We start from the raw sequence: 15,879 nt of genomic DNA, 5'->3' as shown, positions 1-15,879 counted from the left end.
GCCGCCGGTGGTCACTAGAGACGCATGGGCATGACGACATAGAGGGCGTCGCCGCCACCCGGCTCCTCCATCAGTGCACTGCTGTTGGGGTCGGCCAGGGTCATCTGCACACGGTCCTCGTCCAGGGCGTTGAGCACGTCGATCAGGTAGCCGACGTTGAAGCCGATCTCCAGCCCCGGACCGCTGTACTCGATGGCGATGCTTTCCTCGGCTTCTTCCTGTTCAGGGTTGTTGGCCATGACCTTGAGGTTGCCTTCGGCCAGATGCAGGCGCACGCCGCGGTACTTCTCGTTGGAGAGAATCGCGGTACGTGACAACACCTGGCGCAGCTCGGCACGCTCGGCGATGAACACCTTGTCGCCGCCGCGTGGCACTACCCGCTCGTAGTCGGGGAACTTACCGTCTACCAGTTTGGAGGTGAAGGTGAAGTCGCCGGTATGGGCGCGAATGTGGCTGGTCCCCAGCGTCAGGCTCACCGGCTCTTCACCGTCGTCGAGCAGGCGCACCAGTTCCAGGATGCCCTTGCGCGGCACGATCAGCTTCTGAGCCGGCTCCACCTCGATCTCCACGGGGCGCGAGCAGACCGCCAGACGGTGGCCGTCGGTGGCCACGGCGCGCACCAGACCGGAACGCATTTCCAGCAGCATGCCGTTCAGGTAGTAGCGCACGTCCTGCTGCGCCATGGCGAAGGAGGTGGCATCGATCAACTGCTTCAGGACGCCCCGCGGCAGCGCCAACTCGACGCTGCCCTGGCTATCCTCGATGTTGGGAAATTCCGCCACTGGCAGGGTCGAGAGGGTGAAGCGGGAGCGGCCGCTGCGCAGCACCGCCCTACCCTCCTCCAGGGAGAGCTGGATCTCGGCCTGATCGGGCAGCGACTTGCAGATATCCATCAGCTTGCGTGCCGGCACCGTGGCGGCCCCCGGCTCATCGACCTGGCTGGCCACGGTGCGACCGATCAATTCCACTTCGAGGTCGGTGCCGGTCAGTGCGACCTGGTCCTGGTCGACCTGGATCAACACGTTGGAGAGCACCGGCAGGGTCTGGCGTCGCTCCACCACACCGGCAACCAGCGTCAGCGGTCGCAGCAGCGCTTCGCGGGAGATGGAAAATTTCATGTCGGCTCCACATCTAGTCCTGAAGGATTGCAGCTCGCGCGGCCCGGGCCGAACGGCAAGGCGATCATTTAACCACAGCTCGGCCCTGGGAGGTGCGCGAAGGCAAGGAGGAAGGGGCACCCGGCAGCACGATCAGCGGAAGGACCGACGCCTCCTCCCGCGAGGTGCTGTCGATTGCCTCGTCAGCTGGTCAGCAGGCGAAGCAGGTTCTTGTAGTCCTCACGGATGTCGGCGCTCTCCTCCTGCAGCGACTTCACCTTGCGGCAGGCGTGCAGCACCGTGGTGTGGTCGCGGCCACCGAAGGCATCACCGATCTCGGGCAGGCTGTGGTTGGTCAGCTCCTTGGCCAGCGCCATTGCTACCTGCCGTGGGCGCGCCACGGAGCGTGAGCGGCGCTTGGAGAGCAGGTCGGAAAGCTTGATCTTGTAATACTCGGCCACGGTGCGCTGAATGTTGTCGACCCCCACCTGCTTGTCCTGCAGGGCGAGCAGGTCCTTGAGCGACTCACGGATGAAGTCCTGGGTAATCGGCTTGCCCATGAAGTGGGAATCGGCGATCACCTTCTTGAGGGCTCCCTCAAGCTCACGCACGTTGGAACGGATCTTCTGGGCGATGAAGAAGGCGGCGTCATGGGGCAGGTCGACCTTGGCCTGGTCGGCCTTCTTCATCAGGATGGCCACCCGGGTCTCCAGCTCCGGCGGCTCGATCGCCACCGTCAGCCCCCAGCCGAAGCGGGACTTGAGACGCTCCTCGACCCCGCTGATCTCCTTGGGGTAGCGATCCGAGGTGAGGATCATCTGCTGACCGCCCTCGAGCAGGGCGTTGAAGGTGTGGAAGAACTCCTCCTGGGAGCGCTCCTTGCCGGCGAAAAACTGGATGTCATCGATCAGCAGCGCATCGACGCTGCGGTAGAAGCGCTTGAAATCATTGATGGCGTTGAGCTGCAGCGCCTTGACCATGTCGGCTACGAAGCGCTCGGAGTGCAGATAGACCACCCGGGCATTCTCCCGACGAATGGCCAGGGCATTGCCCACGGCATGCATCAGGTGGGTCTTGCCGAGGCCAACCCCGCCGTAGAGGAACAGCGGATTGTAGGCTCCCCCCGGGTTTTCCGACACCTGCCGCGAGGCGGCCCGGGCCAGTTGGTTGGACTTGCCTTCGACAAAGGTCTCGAAGGTGAAGTTGGGGTTCAGACCGCTGCTGTGCTTCAGGCTACCCTCGACCTGAACCTGGCGACCTCCTCGGGCGGCACGTCGTCCCGAGCCTTCCTCGCGCAAGGCGTCGAGTTCGCGCTCATCGGACACCTCCCCACGCGGAGGAGTATGCACGGCAGGGGCCGATGGACGTCGCGGCGCCGCCGAAACCGGATTACCCAGATCGCGGGGCTGGGGCTGGGGCGCGGTACGCCGACTGCCCACCGACAGCACTACCTTGGGTGGTTTGGCCGGCGACAGCTCACGCATCAACTCACCGATGCGCTTGGCGTACTTGTCGCTGACCCAATCGCGCACGAAGCGGTTGGGTGCCAGCAGACACAACTCGCCTGACTCCCCCTCCTCCGCCTGCAGCGGGCGGATCCAAGTGTTGAACTGTTGAGAGTTCAGCTCGTCCTGAAGGGTGTCCAGACACTGTTGCCAGAGAGCTAGCGACACGCGGCCTCACCATCGGTTGGAAAACGGTCGCATAGTGTATCGCCCCCAAGGACGGTTATCCACACCCTGCCGCTGCCGCTCGACAGCTGTGGAAAACTTATCCCGGACCCTAAGGACAGAGTCCCCCGAACGCTGGGAACAACGCCTACCTGTGGACCATCGTGCATACCATCCACTGCTAACTCACAGACGATCCCACGCTGCTCCACGGGCTGTCCACAGCCTCAAATATACTATATAATGCTGATTATAAAGTATAAAAAGGTGTTATCCACTAAGATCATCCCCAGTATTAATAACAGGTTCTATAAGAAAATCTACAATAGTAATAGTAGTGCGGGTGGTGAAAACTGGATCCCTTCGCTGCCTGACGCAGGCCGCTGGAGGCTCGCCCTCCCTGCCTCCGCGTTCGGCAGGCGGTACGGAAAAATTGCACCCAAGCCACGATATCACTACAATTTCCGGTCTTGAGCCGAATACCCCCGGGTTCCACCATGGAATCCGGACGCCTCGAAATTGTCCATTCTTCCAGAAAACCACGTGGGAATAACGAGTTATGAAACGCACCTTTCAGCCCAGCGTTCTGAAGCGTAAGCGCGTGCACGGCTTCCGTGCCCGTATGGCCACCAAGAACGGCCGTGCCGTCCTGGCTCGCCGTCGTGCCAAGGGTCGCAAGCGCCTGAGCGCCTGATCACGGACTGCGCGTGTCCCGTCAGGACTTCCCCCGCCGTCTGCGCCTGCTGACGGCCGGGGACTATCGGCAGGTCTTCGAGACCGCGGTCTTCAAGATTCACGGCAAGGGTCTCATGGCCCTGGCGACGCCCAATGCGCTTGGGCATCCTCGTCTCGGCCTGATCGTCAGCAAGAAGACCCTTCGCCGTGCCGTCGACCGCAACCGCCTCAAACGCCTCGCGCGGGAATCCCTTCGCCTTCAGCAGCAACGACTGCCGGGCGTGGATATCGTGCTCATGGCCCGACGAGGCGTGGGGGATCTGGATAACGAGATTCTGCATCGGCAGCTGCACGGGATGTGGCGTCGCCTGGAGCGTGAGGCAAGAAAAGCCGCCGCCGAAGACCGGCCAAGGGTCGAGACACCCAGTGCGAACGCCAGTCAGGGCAGATGACCGTTCAGCCAGGAGTCATCACCGTGTCAAGATTCATATCCATGGTGCTCACTGAGCCTGCTGGCATTTTCGCCGATAGTCCGTGTTCGGCATCCAGCCTGCCCTTGGCAGGCTTTTGTCTATCTCGGGCAGATGTTTTCCATCTCGCCCTCGGCAAGTTCACCACCCATCGGGCAGAACCCTCATGGACGTAAAACGACTCCTCCTGCTGATCCCCCTGGCGGTGCTCGCCTACCTGATCGTTGTGCAGTGGAATCAGGACTATGGCCAGGTATCCCCTGAGCCCGAGGCCCCCTCCTTCACAAGCCCAGCCAACGGCGAGGCTCGGCAGACCGACCCGGATGGTCTGGCCGTCCCGGCGGCGCCCAGCGCTTCAGGTGACGTCAGTCAGGCCATGCCCGGCGCGGCGAGCACGCCTACCAGCGGCCGCGACCTGATCGCCGTGGTCACCGATGTGCTGGACCTGCGTATCGACCCCCAGGGCGGTGATGTCGTCTACGCGGCGCTGCCGCAGCATAAGCTCACGCTTGACTCGGACCGGCCCTACGTGCTGCTCTCGGACAGCGAGAGCCGCAGCTACGTGGCTCGCTCCGGTCTGCAGCTCGACGGCCAGGCTGGCCGCATCGCTTTCACGCCTGATCAGACCGAGTACCGCCTGGCCGAGGATGACAACCGCCTGGAGGTTGACCTACGCGCCGAAGTCAACGGCATCGACGTCATCAAGCGCTTCACCTTCGAACGCGGCAGCTATGCGGTAGACGTCAACTACTACCTGGCCAATAACACCGAGACGCCGGTCACCGCCCGCTTTATCGGCCAGCTGGCCCGAGACAACAGCCCGGACCCCTCCAGCGGCGTGGCCATGGGCATGAGCTCCTACCTTGGCGCGGCCTACTCCACGCCGGAAAGTCGCTACGAGAAAGTCGACTTCGGCGATATCCAGAGCGGTCGCTTCGACAATGTGGACGCTCAGGGCGGCTGGGTGGCGATCATCCAGCACTACTTCGTCTCGGCCTGGGCGCCGTCCCAGAACCAGCAGAACCTCTACTACGCCACCACCGATTCCCAGAACCGCAACGTGGCCGCCTTTGCCGGTCCGGTCAGCACCCTGGCACCCGAGGGCGAGGCGCGCCTGGGCGCGACCCTCTACATGGGGCCCAAGGTGCAGGATTACCTGGAGGCCGTGGCTCCCAACCTGCGCCTCACCGTTGACTTCGGCTGGCTGTGGTTCATCGCCAACCCGCTGTTCTGGCTGCTCGACCAGATCCACAGCCTAATCGGCAACTGGGGCTGGTCGATCGTGCTGCTGACCATCGTGGTCAAGCTGGTGCTCTGGCCGCTCTCCGCCAAGGCCTACAAGTCCATGGCCCGCATGCGCAAGCTGGGCCCGGAGATGCAGCGGCTCAAGGAGCAGTACGGCGATGATCGGCAGAAGATGTCCCAGGAGATGATGAAGTTCTACCAGAAGGAGAAGATCAACCCTCTGGGCGGCTGCCTGCCGATCCTGGTCCAGATGCCGGTGTTCATCGCCCTCTACTGGATGCTGCTGGAGTCCGTGGAGTTGCGTCATGCGCCCTTCATGTTCTGGATCCAGGATCTCTCGGTGAAAGACCCCTTCTTCATCCTGCCGATCCTGATGGGCGCCTCGATGTTCGTGCAGCAGCTGCTCAACCCGACGCCTCCGGACCCGATGCAGGCGAAGATCATGCGCATGCTGCCCATCGTCTTCACCTTCTTCTTCCTGTGGTTCCCGGCTGGCCTCGTGATCTACTGGGTGGTGAACAACATCATCTCCATCGTCCAGCAGTACGCCATCACGCGCAAGATCGAGAACGATCCCAGCGTCGGCAAGGGCATGAAGACCAAATAGCGCCAGCGTGAAAATCCAGTAGCGGCAGCGTCAAGACCCTGTAGCGCCTGCCCACCTGTGCCCTTCCGGACCCCCGCCCAGTGCGGGGGTCTGGCGTTGGTGGGGCCCGAAACGGACAATGACTCCGCCACCCTCAGGAGATTCCCATGGCCAGCCTCCACGACCAGGACACCATCGCCGCCCTCGCCACGCCACCCGGACGAGGCGGTGTCGGCATCATCCGCGTCTCCGGGCCGCTGTGCGAGACGATCGCCGTGGGGGTAGTGGGCCACTGCCCTCCCCCGCGCCGCGCCCACTATGCGCCCTTCCAGGGCGAATCGGCGATGATCGACGAGGGCATCGTCATCTACTTCGAAGGTCCCCACTCCTTCACCGGCGAGGACGTGCTGGAGCTGCAGGGCCACGGCGGCCCGGTGATCATGGATCTGCTGCTGGCACACTGCGTGGCGCTCGGCGCACGCCTGGCCCGCCCCGGGGAATTCTCGGAACGTGCCTTCCTCAACGACAAGCTAGACCTGGCCCAGGCCGAAGCGATCGCCGACCTGATTGACGCCAGCTCCCGAGCCGCCGCCGAGAACGCCCTGCGCTCTCTTCAGGGGGACTTCTCGCGGCGAGTCGAAGCGCTGGTGCAGCGGCTGATCGAGCTGCGTATCTACGTGGAGGCGGCCATCGATTTTCCGGAGGAGGAGATCAATTTTCTGGCCGACGGCAAGGTGGCCGAGCGGCTCGCCGGGGTGATGGCGGAACTTGCCGCGGTGCGGGCCGCCGCCGGACAGGGCGCGCTGATGCGCGAGGGCATGAGCGTGGTGATCGCCGGGCGTCCCAACGCCGGCAAGTCGAGCCTGCTCAACGCCCTCACCGAGCAGGAGACGGCCATCGTCACCGATATCGCCGGTACTACCCGGGACGTGCTGCGCGAGCACATCCACATCGACGGCATGCCGCTGCACGTGATCGATACCGCCGGACTGCGTGACACGCCGGACGCCGTGGAACAGATAGGCGTGGCACGGGCCTGGGCGGAGATCGAGAAGGCCGACCGGGTGCTGCTGCTGGTGGATGCCGCCACCACCGTCTCCCTCGATCCCATGACGATCTGGCCCGAGTTTGTCGCCCGGCTGCCGGACCCGGAACGGCTGACACTGGTACGCAACAAGATCGACACGACACCGGATACACCCGGAATCGACTTATCCACAGGCTCGCCGGTGTTACGGCTCTCCGCCCGGACCGGTGCGGGTGTGGATAACCTGAAGGGGCATCTCAAGGACGTGATGGGCTATACCGGCACCACCGAGGGGCGCTTCTCGGCGCGACGACGACATCTGGATGCCCTGGACCGGGCCCGACAGGCCCTGGAAAATGGCGAGGCCCAACTCGCGGGCTACGGCGCCGGCGAGCTGCTGGCCGAGGACCTGCGCGACGCCCAGCAGGCACTCGGCGAGATCACCGGGGAGTTCAGCGCGGACGACCTCCTCGGCGAGATCTTCGGCAGCTTCTGCATCGGCAAGTAGTTCCTTCTACTCTCCCACCCACCAGCCGCTGCGATAGGACCCCGGGGCGCCCAGACTGTCTACCACCGGCGCCATCGCCGCGGCCAGCCGCTCATCGAGGCCCCAGGGCGGGTTGACCACCAGCATGCCGCTGCCAAACATGCCTCTCTCCCCCTCTCTGGGTGACTGCCGGATGAATTCGCCGTACCAGACCTTGCGCAGTCCGCCATCGCGAAGTCCCTCCAGCAGTTCCCGGTGGCGTCCCGCCGGCAGCAGCGGATACCACACCAGCACTACCGCATGGCGTGCCTTGTGCATCGCCGTCAGCAGCGTCTCGGCCACCTCGTGATACTCCGCCTTGCGCTCATAGCTGGGGTCGATCAGCACACAGAGCCTCGGTGTCTTCACCGGGACCCGCTGCAGCAGACCCTTGAGACCATCCCCGTGAATGCGCTCCACCGCCTCGGAAAACGGCTGCTGCGCCAGATGCTCATGCTCACCGGGATGCAACTCGAACAGCCACTGACGATCCCCCTTGCGGCGCCGGTGGCCCATCCACCAGGGGGAACCGGGGTAGTGAGTCAGACGCGAGGGAGCGGGCTGGGCATTCGCCAGGGCCGCCAGCCAGTCGCTCAGAAGCGGTTCGTTCGCCAACGCCTGGCGGGCCTTCCAGAGCGGGATGACGCCTTCCCGGTACTCCTGCAGCCTAAGGGTCTCGGAGGCATCCAAGGGATACAGCCCCCTCCCGGCGTGAGTATCTATATACGTAATGCTGGAATCTTTACGTAACAGATGGTCGATGACCGCATGCAGGGTTAGGTGCTTGTGGACGTCGGCAAAATTACCGGCGTGATAGGCGTGCTGATAGGAAAGCATGGAAGACGGTCCGTGAATCGGCAAGGCGATCGACAATGAAAGGGGCCCGCCACTTCTCAGTGACGGGCCCCGGAATCAGGGTAGTGAAAGCGCTACCCGAAGATCACTGGAACTGGCTTTCGATCGGCGTGAGGGTGATCTCGACGCGACGGTTCTGAGCTCGCCCCTCCTCGGTAGCGTTGCTGGCGACGGGCTGGCTCTGGCCGTAGCCACTCATGTAGAGACGATTGCGGGAGACACCCGACTGGGCCAGGTAGTTGCCGACGGCGTCGGCGCGGCGTTCGGAGAGGCGCTGATTGTAGTCGGCGTTGCCGGTGCTGTCGGTGTGGCCGGCGATATTGACGCGGGTATCGGAGTACTGGGTGAGGATCGATGCCACATCATTGAGGGCGTTGCGGGCACTCGTGGTGAGCTCACTGGAGTCGAAGCCGAAGGTCACGCTACTCGGCATGTTGAGCACGATGTCATCCCCACGGCGATCCACCTGGATGCCGGTACCCTGCGTGCTCTGACGCAGTTCCTGTTCCTGGCGGTCCATGTAGGCACCAACGCCAGCACCGGCAGCGGCACCTACGGCGGCACCGATCAGGGCCCGATCGCGGCGGCTGGTGCTGCCGTCACCACTCAGCGCACCGGCCGCGGCACCCACGGCGGCACCGATGGCGGCTCCCGTCCCCGTTGTGGAACGCTGGGTCTGACCGGAGTAGGGGTCGGTCGTGGCACAGCCCACCAGCAGGGCGGCGGCGGCAAGCGGAACGAACAAGCGAATGGGCTTGATCATGAAATCAGATCTCCTTTCAGTCATCAGGTGGCCCGGAAGGCATCCCTGCCGGGCAGTTCATCATTGATACTAGCTGCGATGAGTCTGGCGGACCGGTCACTCCATGCCGATCAGCGCCAGCAATTCATTCAAGAATAATAGACCCTGAGGCGATGCCTGCAGTCGAGTGGCATCTTCCACAAGAAGTCCTTTTTTTCGGGCGCGAGTCAGGCGAGCCTCGAGCACAGCCGGTGAAAAGCCCGTAGCGGTTTGCCAGTTGCACAGTGACACCCCTTCGACCAGGCGCAGCGCGTTCATGGCAAACTCGAGTGCGAGTTCGCTCTCCTGGATCCGACTGCGGCCGGCCATGAAGCCCCGGGGATCGTGCCGCCGGCGCAGATAGGCCTGGGGCTGTCGAACCTTCCAGCGTCGCTCGATCAGCAGGCCGGCGTCACCCTCTCCGGCGCTCAACTTGCCATGGGCGCCGGCCCCGATGCCCAGGTAATCACCGAAGCGCCAGTAATTGAGATTGTGCCGTGAGCGACGCTGCGGGCGGGCGTAGGCAGAGATTTCGTAGCGGGACAGGCCTGCGGCCTCCAGGTGCTCGTGTCCCAGATCCTGGATATCCCAGAGCACCTCCTCCTCGGGCAGGCGCGGTGGCCGGGAGTAAAACTCGGTGTTGGGCTCCAGGGTAAGCTGGTACCAGGAGAGATGCTCGGTGCCCAGCGACAGGGCGCGTTCCAGGTCGTCCAGCGCCAGCTCGGGGGTCTGACCCGGGAGCCCGTGCATCAGGTCTAGGTTGAGGTTGTCAAAGCCCGCCGCTCGCGCCTCGGCCACCGCCGCCTCGGCGTCATGGCCCGAGTGAATGCGGCCCAAGGCCTGCAACTGGTCATCCTGGAAACTCTGGACCCCCAGGGAAAGCCGGTTGATGCCCGCCTCTCGATAGCCGGCGAAGCGTCCGCGTTCCAGGGTCCCGGGATTCGCCTCCAGGGTGATCTCGATATCAGGGGCCATGGGGAGCCGTGCGGTGATACCGGCCAGCAGTTCCCGATAGAACCCGGCTGACATCAGGCTAGGCGTCCCCCCGCCGATGAAGATGCTGGCCAGTTCCCGACCCGCGGCCAGAGGCAGATCGGCAGCGAGGTCGGCCAGCAGGGCTTCCAGGTAGTCCGCTTCAGGCAGCGAGGCCTCCCGGCCGACGCCGTGGGAGTTAAAGTCGCAGTAGGGACACTTGCGCACGCACCAGGGTACATGCACATAGAGCGCGAGAGGCGGCAAGGAGATCATCGTGCTGTGTGGCCCTCGCCCAGCGCCTCCACCAGCGCCTGGAGGGCACGCCCACGGTGGCTCAAGCGGTTCTTTTCGGTTGCCGACAGTTCGGCCACGCTCATGGCCTGGTCCGGCAGCCAGAAAAGGGGGTCGTAGCCAAAGCCACCCTCGCCTCGCGGATGGGCCAGGATCTCACCCTCCCAGCTGCGCTGCACGATCAGCGGCACCGGATCCTCGGCGTGGCGCAGGTAGACCAGCACGCACCAGTAGCGTGCATTGCGCTGCCCCTCGGGAACCTCGGCCAGGGCCTCCAGCAGCCGAGCGTTGTTGCGCGCGTCGCTCTTCGGCTCCCCGCCAAAACGCGCCGAGTAGATCCCCGGGGCCCCGTGCAGGGCATCGACCTCCAGCCCCGAATCATCGGCCAGCGCCGGTAGGCCGCTGATGCGACTCGCCTCACGCGCCTTGAGCAGGGCGTTCTCGACGAAGGTCAGGCCGGTCTCCTCTACCTCGGGGACATCATGTTTCGCCTGGGGCCTGACGTCGAAGCCCAGCGGCGCCAGGAGCTGATGAAACTCACGCAGCTTGCCGGCGTTGCCGCTGGCGAGAATCAAGGGGGTCGAAGTCATGTCAGGTACTCCTGGTCTGGCGATTCACGACCTGCCATTCTAGGGCCAGCAGTGAGAATCAGGAAACGCCCCAGCCGGAAACTCGGCCGAATCTCACCCCCGCTGCAGATGGGGGGATGACGTATGTCATGATGGAAGACTGGTTTTGCTCACAGGACGAGCTTATCCCGCGCGCCTAAAAATTATTAAGGGTTTGATTTTCCTGTAATTACCGGCACCTATTCGCTGAATAAAATAAAAAAGCACTTCCTTTATAACCAATTAGTAGTTACGAAAAATTACAGAATAGCCAAGACTTCAGGCTTAGAAATTACTATCACCCATTTTATGCACCGGAATTAGACCCCTGGCTATAATTCAAGGAGGGCGAACATGGATCAGAGCAGAAACCTGCTACTGCTGGTCACTGCCAACAGCCCACAGTGCCAACTTTTCATCGACTATCTGCACCAGCATGTAGACTGCACGATTTCTGTGCTGGCACCCGGTAAAGACTGGCAGCCTAATGAGATACAGCCCACTTTGGTTTTGCTGGATGTCGACCATATCAGTGAAGATCTCATGCAGAAGTGGCACGCTCGAACCATGGAGGACGAGCGCATCTCATTAGCCGCCTTCAACCTCAAGGACGAGGATCACGCGATACAGACCCTCTCGGCCCTCCACCTGCAGGGTGTCTTCTACCGCAGTGACAGCCTGGAGATGATCTGCAAGGGGCTACAGGCGCTGATCGTCGGCGAGCTCTGGATGTCGCGCTCTCTGATGACGCGCATGATCTCCTTTCTGCGGCGCCAGCAGCTCAACTCCTACCGCCCGGTCTGCGGACTTACCCACCGCGAGCTGGAAATCATCGGCCTGCTTGGCTCGGGTGCCTCAAACGGCGAGATCGCCGACCGCCTGTTCGTCAGCGAGCACACCGTCAAGTCGCACCTCTACAATATCTTCCGCAAGATCGATGTCCATAACCGCATCCAGGCCGTCAACTGGGCACGTCATAACCTGGGCGTGCCGCCCCCACCCAACAAGAATCATCCGCGACGGGATGTCGGACATGAAAAAGGCTCGGGCTGAAGCATCGAGTCCTTCAGACCAGCTTCACGTGTTCCTCGATGAGATCGGCCAGCGTCTCGGCGGCATTGTCGGCAGTGGTATCGAGATGGACCAGATTCAGGCGCTCCTCGTCACCAAAGCACTCCCGTTCGGCGAGTTGATGGTCGAGTAGCGCCAAACTGTTGGCGACCTCGACGCTCAGGCGGCGAGCGCGTTTCTCGATACGCCGCCTGAGCGTAGCCTCATCCGCCTCGAAGCTGACCATCAGGCAGGGCAGGCCGCGGGCCTCGGCCTGCTGACGAAGCAGATCGCGCTGCCAGCGCTTCAGGCAGGTGGCGTCCACACAAGCCGGGATACCCGCATCGAGAAGGGTTCCCGCGCAGCTTGCCAGGTGGCGATAGGTTCGCTCGGTGGCGACCTCACCGAAGATACCCACAGCCGGTGGCACCGCCTGAGCCTGTGGGTAGGTCTTGTCCTGAGGCAGCTGGTGAAGCCGTCGACGCTCCGCGTCCGAACAGACCCGGATTGCCCCCAGCCGACTGACCAACCCCGAGGTAAAGCGGCTCTTGCCGCTACCGGACACGCCCACGGCGATCACCAGCGGTGGGAAGCGGAACTCGGCGATACGCTCGGCCAGAGACAAGTAATAGCGGCACTCGGCCATGCTCTCGGCCAGCCTTGCCGGATGTTCCGGATCCTGGCCGGGTGCTGGGCGCCGCTGTAGGGCCCGCCGGGCGCCGCTCAGCGCATGGCAGGTGCCGAACAGGGAAAGTAACCGCGCCTGGGGGTAGTCTCCCGACAGGCGCAGGTAACGGTCCAGCGCCAATCGTGTCAGCGCCGACTCTCTCCGCGCTTCCAGCCCCACCAGCAGCGCCGCCAGGTCGCTGGCCGGATCCGCCGGGAGCGCGCTACCGGGAGCCGCTGGATCACGACCAATGGCGTTGACCAGCAGCGTCCGGCCCTCATGCCGCAGGCGGCTATCCGGATGAACCAGCGCCCAGCTGGTCACCACGCGCTCGCGCCGGCCCTCGAGGAGCGGCTTGAGGCGGACCAGGTCCTGCTCCAGCCACTCCCCTAGCTGGTCGAGCCGCAGGCACTCCTCCTCGTCCAGCAGCCCCTCGCGAATGGCCGCCAGTTCCTCCTTTGCCATCTGCGCCAGTGGCCGGGTGGGGTCGACATCCTTCACGGCGGCCTGGGGCAGGCGGTGGTAGGCCACCAGGGAATCCACCAGCGATTCCAGGTTCTCGTTGTCATCACGGGCCGCAGCGGAGGAGTGGGGCATCACGAGTCTCCTGATGGTGTGGTAGAAAAAAGTGCGCAAACACTGGCGGCGATCCGTCTCTTCAGGCCTGCCGCATGGTCACGAAGGCCCTTTCGGCAGCATCCAGGGTGCGCTGGATATCTTCCGGTGCATGGGCACTGGACATGAACCCCGCCTCATAGGCCGAGGGGGCCAGATAGACGCCTTCCTCCAGCATGGCGGTGAAGAAGCGCCGGAAGGCATCGGCATCGCAGGCGGTGGCCTGGGCAAAGTTGTCCACGCGGCTCTGCCCGGTGAAGAAGAGCCCGAACATGCCGCCCACGTACTGGGTGATCATCTCCACCCCGGCGGCGTCCGCGCGCTCCTGGAGACCGTGGCAGAGGGTCTCGACCCGCTGGGCCAGGGCATCATGGAAGCCGGGCTCGCGCAGCTTGGTGAGCAGGGCGATCCCGGCCGCCATGGCCAGCGGGTTGCCGGACAGCGTACCCGCTTGATAGACCGGCCCCAGCGGTGAGATGTTGGACATGATCGTCTCGCTGCCGCCGAAGGCCCCCACCGGCATACCGCCGCCGACGATCTTGCCCAGGCAGGTGAGATCCGGGTGGATACCGTAGTGGGCCTGGGCACCGCCCAGGGCCACCCGGAAGCCGGTCATCACCTCGTCGAAGATCAGCACGCTGTCGTGGGCATCACAGGCGCGGCGCAGGCAATCCAGGAAGCCCGGCTGGGGCGGGATGCAGTTCATGTTGCCGGCCACCGGCTCGACGATGATGCAGGCGATCTGGTCGCCGATCTCCTCGAAGCACTGCTCCACGGCATCGATGTCGTTGTAGGGCAGGGTCACGGTGTGCTCGGCCAGGGAGGCCGGCACCCCGGGAGAGCTGGGCTCACCGTGGGTCAGAGCCCCGGAACCCGCCTTGACCAGCAGCGAATCGGAGTGGCCGTGGTAGTTGCCCTCGAACTTGACGATCTTGTCGCGCCCCGTAACCCCGCGGGCCAGTCGAATCGCCGACATGGTGGCCTCGGTGCCGGAACTGGTCATGCGCACCATCTCCATGGAAGGGATCATCTCGCAGATCAGATCCGCCATGGTGGTCTCGATGGCCGTCGGGGTGCCGAACGACAGCCCATTGTCCAGCCGCTCGCGCACCGCCCGCAGCACATCCGGGTCGGCGTGGCCGGTAATCATCGGCCCCCAGGAGCCCACGTAGTCGACGTAGTGCTTGCCCTCCACGTCGATCAGGTAGGCGCCCTTGGCTCGCTCCATGAACACCGGCGGACGCTGCATGCCCTTGAAGGCGCGCACCGGCGAATTGACGCCGCCGGGAATATGGCGGCAGGCCCGTTCGAAGAGCTCGGCGGATGTGGTCATGGCGTCTCTCGTCCTCGAAAGCTGTGGATAATTCTCTGGATAACCTGATAATGGCCACCCGACTGTCCCCATTCTCTGCGTTCAAGCAGGGGATGGCCAGCCTCGGGCTCAGCCCGGAGCCTCCGCCTCGTCCACTCCCTTGACCGGCGTCACGGGTAGACGCCAGAGGCGACGTGGCAGCGCCTGGCCGGTGCCGGGTTGCCAGGCGTGGGCCAGGGCCTGCCAGGTAAAGGCCTGGGCCTGCTCACAGGCCGTCACCAGCGATTCACCGGCCGCCAGACGCGCCGCCAGGGCCGAGGCCAGGGTACAGCCGGAGCCGTGGTAGCGGCCCGGGAGACGAGGCCAGCTCCACTGGCGACTCTGATAGGGCGTGTGCAGGGTGTGGGCCACACGGTCAACCGGGGTGGCGGCAGTTGGCCCATCGGTCCCGGTGACCAGCACTGCCTGGCAACCCAGGGTCATCAGCTCCACCGCCCGCTCGGTATCCTCGCCGGCCTGGGCGGAGAGCCTTGCCAGCTCTTCCCGATTGGGCGTCAGTATGTCCACCAGGGGGAGCAGCCGCTCGCGGAAGGCATCCACCAGCTCGGCTGTGGACAACTCGTGTCCACCGCCGGCCCTGAGCACCGGATCCACCACCAGCGGTACCCCAGGAAAGCGACGCACGATATCGGTCACCGCATCCAGCGTCGCCAGGTCGGCCACCAGTCCCACCTTGATGGCAGCGATCTCGAAGTCGTCCAGCGCCGCGGCGGCGGCACGCATGGCATGCGGGTCGCAGGGCACCACCACCTGGACATCACGGCAGTTCTGCACCGTCAGTGCCGTGGGAATGGTCAGCGCCCAGCCCCCGCAGGCGGCGATAGCCTCGGCATCGGCGACCAGCCCGGCGCCCCCGGTGGGGTCATGGCCGGCCAGCACCAGCACCACCGGCAGGTGTGGCGTCATCCTGTCGCTCATTGCCATCAGAACGGCTTGAGCACGGCGAGGAAGATGATGATCAGCAGGGCGATCACCGGCAGCTCGTTGAACCAGCGGAAGAACACATGGCTCTTGGTGCAGCGCCCGTCGCGCAGTTGCTTGAGGTAGATCAGGCAGACATGGTGGTAGGCCACCAGCAGCGCCACCAGCAGCAGCTTGACGTGCATCCAGCCCTGACTGAGCCAGAAGGGCATCAGGTAGAGCAGCCAGCCGCCGAATACCAGCACGGCGATCATCGAGGGGGTCATGATTCCCCGGTAGAGCTTGCGCTCCATGACCAGGAAGTGGTCGATCGCCTGCTGCTCGCCTCGGTCACGCGCCATGGCGTGGTAGACATAGAGGCGCGGCAGATAGAAGAGGGCGGCGAACCAGGTCACCATGGCGATCAGGTGCAGGGCCTTGATCCACAGATACATTCAGGCTCCTCGTG

15 protein-coding genes are annotated in these 15,879 nt (G+C 64.1%); 5 read left to right on the top strand and 10 right to left on the bottom strand.

The annotated features are described in order from the left end of the window. Positions 1-14: 14 nt before the first annotated feature. Complete coding sequence (gene dnaN / locus ACR80S_RS09120; RefSeq protein ID WP_435401052.1) at positions 15-1,118, bottom strand: DNA polymerase III subunit beta; 1,104 nt, start codon at positions 1,116-1,118, stop codon at positions 15-17. Between the two features lie 182 nt (positions 1,119-1,300). Next, complete coding sequence (gene dnaA / locus ACR80S_RS09115; protein WP_435403049.1) at positions 1,301-2,770, bottom strand: chromosomal replication initiator protein DnaA; 1,470 nt, start codon at positions 2,768-2,770, stop codon at positions 1,301-1,303. A gap of 556 nt (positions 2,771-3,326) precedes the next feature. On the opposite strand from dnaA, the gene rpmH reads away from it, so the two are divergent. The 4 genes from rpmH (at position 3,327) to mnmE (ending at position 7,278) form a co-directional block, all read left to right on the top strand. Next, on the top strand, positions 3,327-3,461 hold the full coding sequence (rpmH, locus tag ACR80S_RS09110) for a 50S ribosomal protein L34 (RefSeq protein ID WP_010626003.1): 135 nt from the start codon (positions 3,327-3,329) through the stop codon (positions 3,459-3,461). Positions 3,462-3,474: 13 nt separating this feature from the next. Then, positions 3,475-3,894, top strand: coding sequence for a ribonuclease P protein component (rnpA, locus tag ACR80S_RS09105; protein WP_435401054.1), 420 nt, complete (start codon positions 3,475-3,477; stop codon positions 3,892-3,894). Positions 3,895-4,078: 184 nt separating this feature from the next. Beyond that, positions 4,079-5,764: a membrane protein insertase YidC gene (gene yidC / locus ACR80S_RS09100; RefSeq protein WP_435401055.1), complete on the top strand. Its 1,686-nt coding sequence runs from the start codon at positions 4,079-4,081 to the stop codon at positions 5,762-5,764. A 146-nt stretch (positions 5,765-5,910) separates the two neighbouring features. Continuing rightward, a complete protein-coding gene (gene mnmE / locus ACR80S_RS09095; protein ID WP_435403048.1) occupies positions 5,911-7,278 on the top strand; it encodes a tRNA uridine-5-carboxymethylaminomethyl(34) synthesis GTPase MnmE in 1,368 nt (455 codons plus the stop codon). 6 nt (positions 7,279-7,284) lie between these two features. Here mnmE and ACR80S_RS09090 read toward each other — a convergent pair whose 3' ends face one another. From ACR80S_RS09090 to rdgB, 4 genes are all read right to left on the bottom strand, one after another. Further along, the gene (locus ACR80S_RS09090; RefSeq protein WP_435403047.1) at positions 7,285-8,133 is read right to left on the bottom strand and encodes a 23S rRNA (adenine(2030)-N(6))-methyltransferase RlmJ; all 849 of its coding nucleotides are present in this window, start codon (positions 8,131-8,133) and stop codon (positions 7,285-7,287) included. Between the two features lie 103 nt (positions 8,134-8,236). Beyond that, on the bottom strand, positions 8,237-8,914 hold the full coding sequence (locus ACR80S_RS09085) for a YiaD family glycine zipper/OmpA-like lipoprotein (protein ID WP_435401058.1): 678 nt from the start codon (positions 8,912-8,914) through the stop codon (positions 8,237-8,239). A 96-nt stretch (positions 8,915-9,010) separates the two neighbouring features. Next, the gene (gene hemW / locus ACR80S_RS09080; protein ID WP_435401059.1) at positions 9,011-10,180 is read right to left on the bottom strand and encodes a radical SAM family heme chaperone HemW; all 1,170 of its coding nucleotides are present in this window, start codon (positions 10,178-10,180) and stop codon (positions 9,011-9,013) included. Further along, positions 10,177-10,788: an RdgB/HAM1 family non-canonical purine NTP pyrophosphatase gene (rdgB, locus tag ACR80S_RS09075; RefSeq protein WP_435401060.1), complete on the bottom strand. Its 612-nt coding sequence runs from the start codon at positions 10,786-10,788 to the stop codon at positions 10,177-10,179. Before rdgB ends, hemW begins: the two co-directional genes overlap by 4 nt. A 372-nt stretch (positions 10,789-11,160) precedes the next feature. Between rdgB and ACR80S_RS09070 the strand changes: the two genes are divergently transcribed. After that, positions 11,161-11,859 carry a LuxR C-terminal-related transcriptional regulator gene (locus ACR80S_RS09070; RefSeq protein WP_435401061.1) on the top strand — a complete coding sequence of 233 codons (699 nt, stop codon included), beginning with the start codon at positions 11,161-11,163 and terminating at the stop codon, positions 11,857-11,859. Positions 11,860-11,872: 13 nt separating this feature from the next. Here ACR80S_RS09070 and ACR80S_RS09065 read toward each other — a convergent pair whose 3' ends face one another. The 4 genes from ACR80S_RS09065 to hemJ all read right to left on the bottom strand — a co-directional run bounded on the left by ACR80S_RS09065 (position 11,873) and on the right by hemJ (position 15,865). Continuing rightward, entirely contained in the window at positions 11,873-13,120 is a 1,248-nt protein-coding gene (locus tag ACR80S_RS09065; RefSeq protein ID WP_435403046.1) for a P-loop nucleotide/nucleoside kinase family protein, read from the bottom strand. A gap of 61 nt (positions 13,121-13,181) precedes the next feature. After that, on the bottom strand, positions 13,182-14,471 hold the full coding sequence (hemL, locus tag ACR80S_RS09060) for a glutamate-1-semialdehyde 2,1-aminomutase (protein WP_435403045.1): 1,290 nt from the start codon (positions 14,469-14,471) through the stop codon (positions 13,182-13,184). 108 nt (positions 14,472-14,579) lie between these two features. Then, a complete protein-coding gene (thiD, locus tag ACR80S_RS09055) occupies positions 14,580-15,416 on the bottom strand; it encodes a bifunctional hydroxymethylpyrimidine kinase/phosphomethylpyrimidine kinase (protein ID WP_435401064.1) in 837 nt (278 codons plus the stop codon). Between the two features lie 17 nt (positions 15,417-15,433). Then, positions 15,434-15,865 (bottom strand): protoporphyrinogen oxidase HemJ, encoded by a 432-nt coding sequence (gene hemJ / locus ACR80S_RS09050; protein WP_435401065.1) that lies wholly within the window; start codon positions 15,863-15,865, stop codon positions 15,434-15,436. Positions 15,866-15,879 lie beyond the last annotated feature (14 nt).

Source organism: Halomonas salsilacus (assembly GCF_051216275.1).
Taxonomy (GTDB): domain Bacteria; phylum Pseudomonadota; class Gammaproteobacteria; order Pseudomonadales; family Halomonadaceae; genus Halomonas.
The sequence above is the reverse complement of the archived record's forward strand: the minus strand, read 5'-3'. Positions and strand labels throughout refer to the sequence as shown.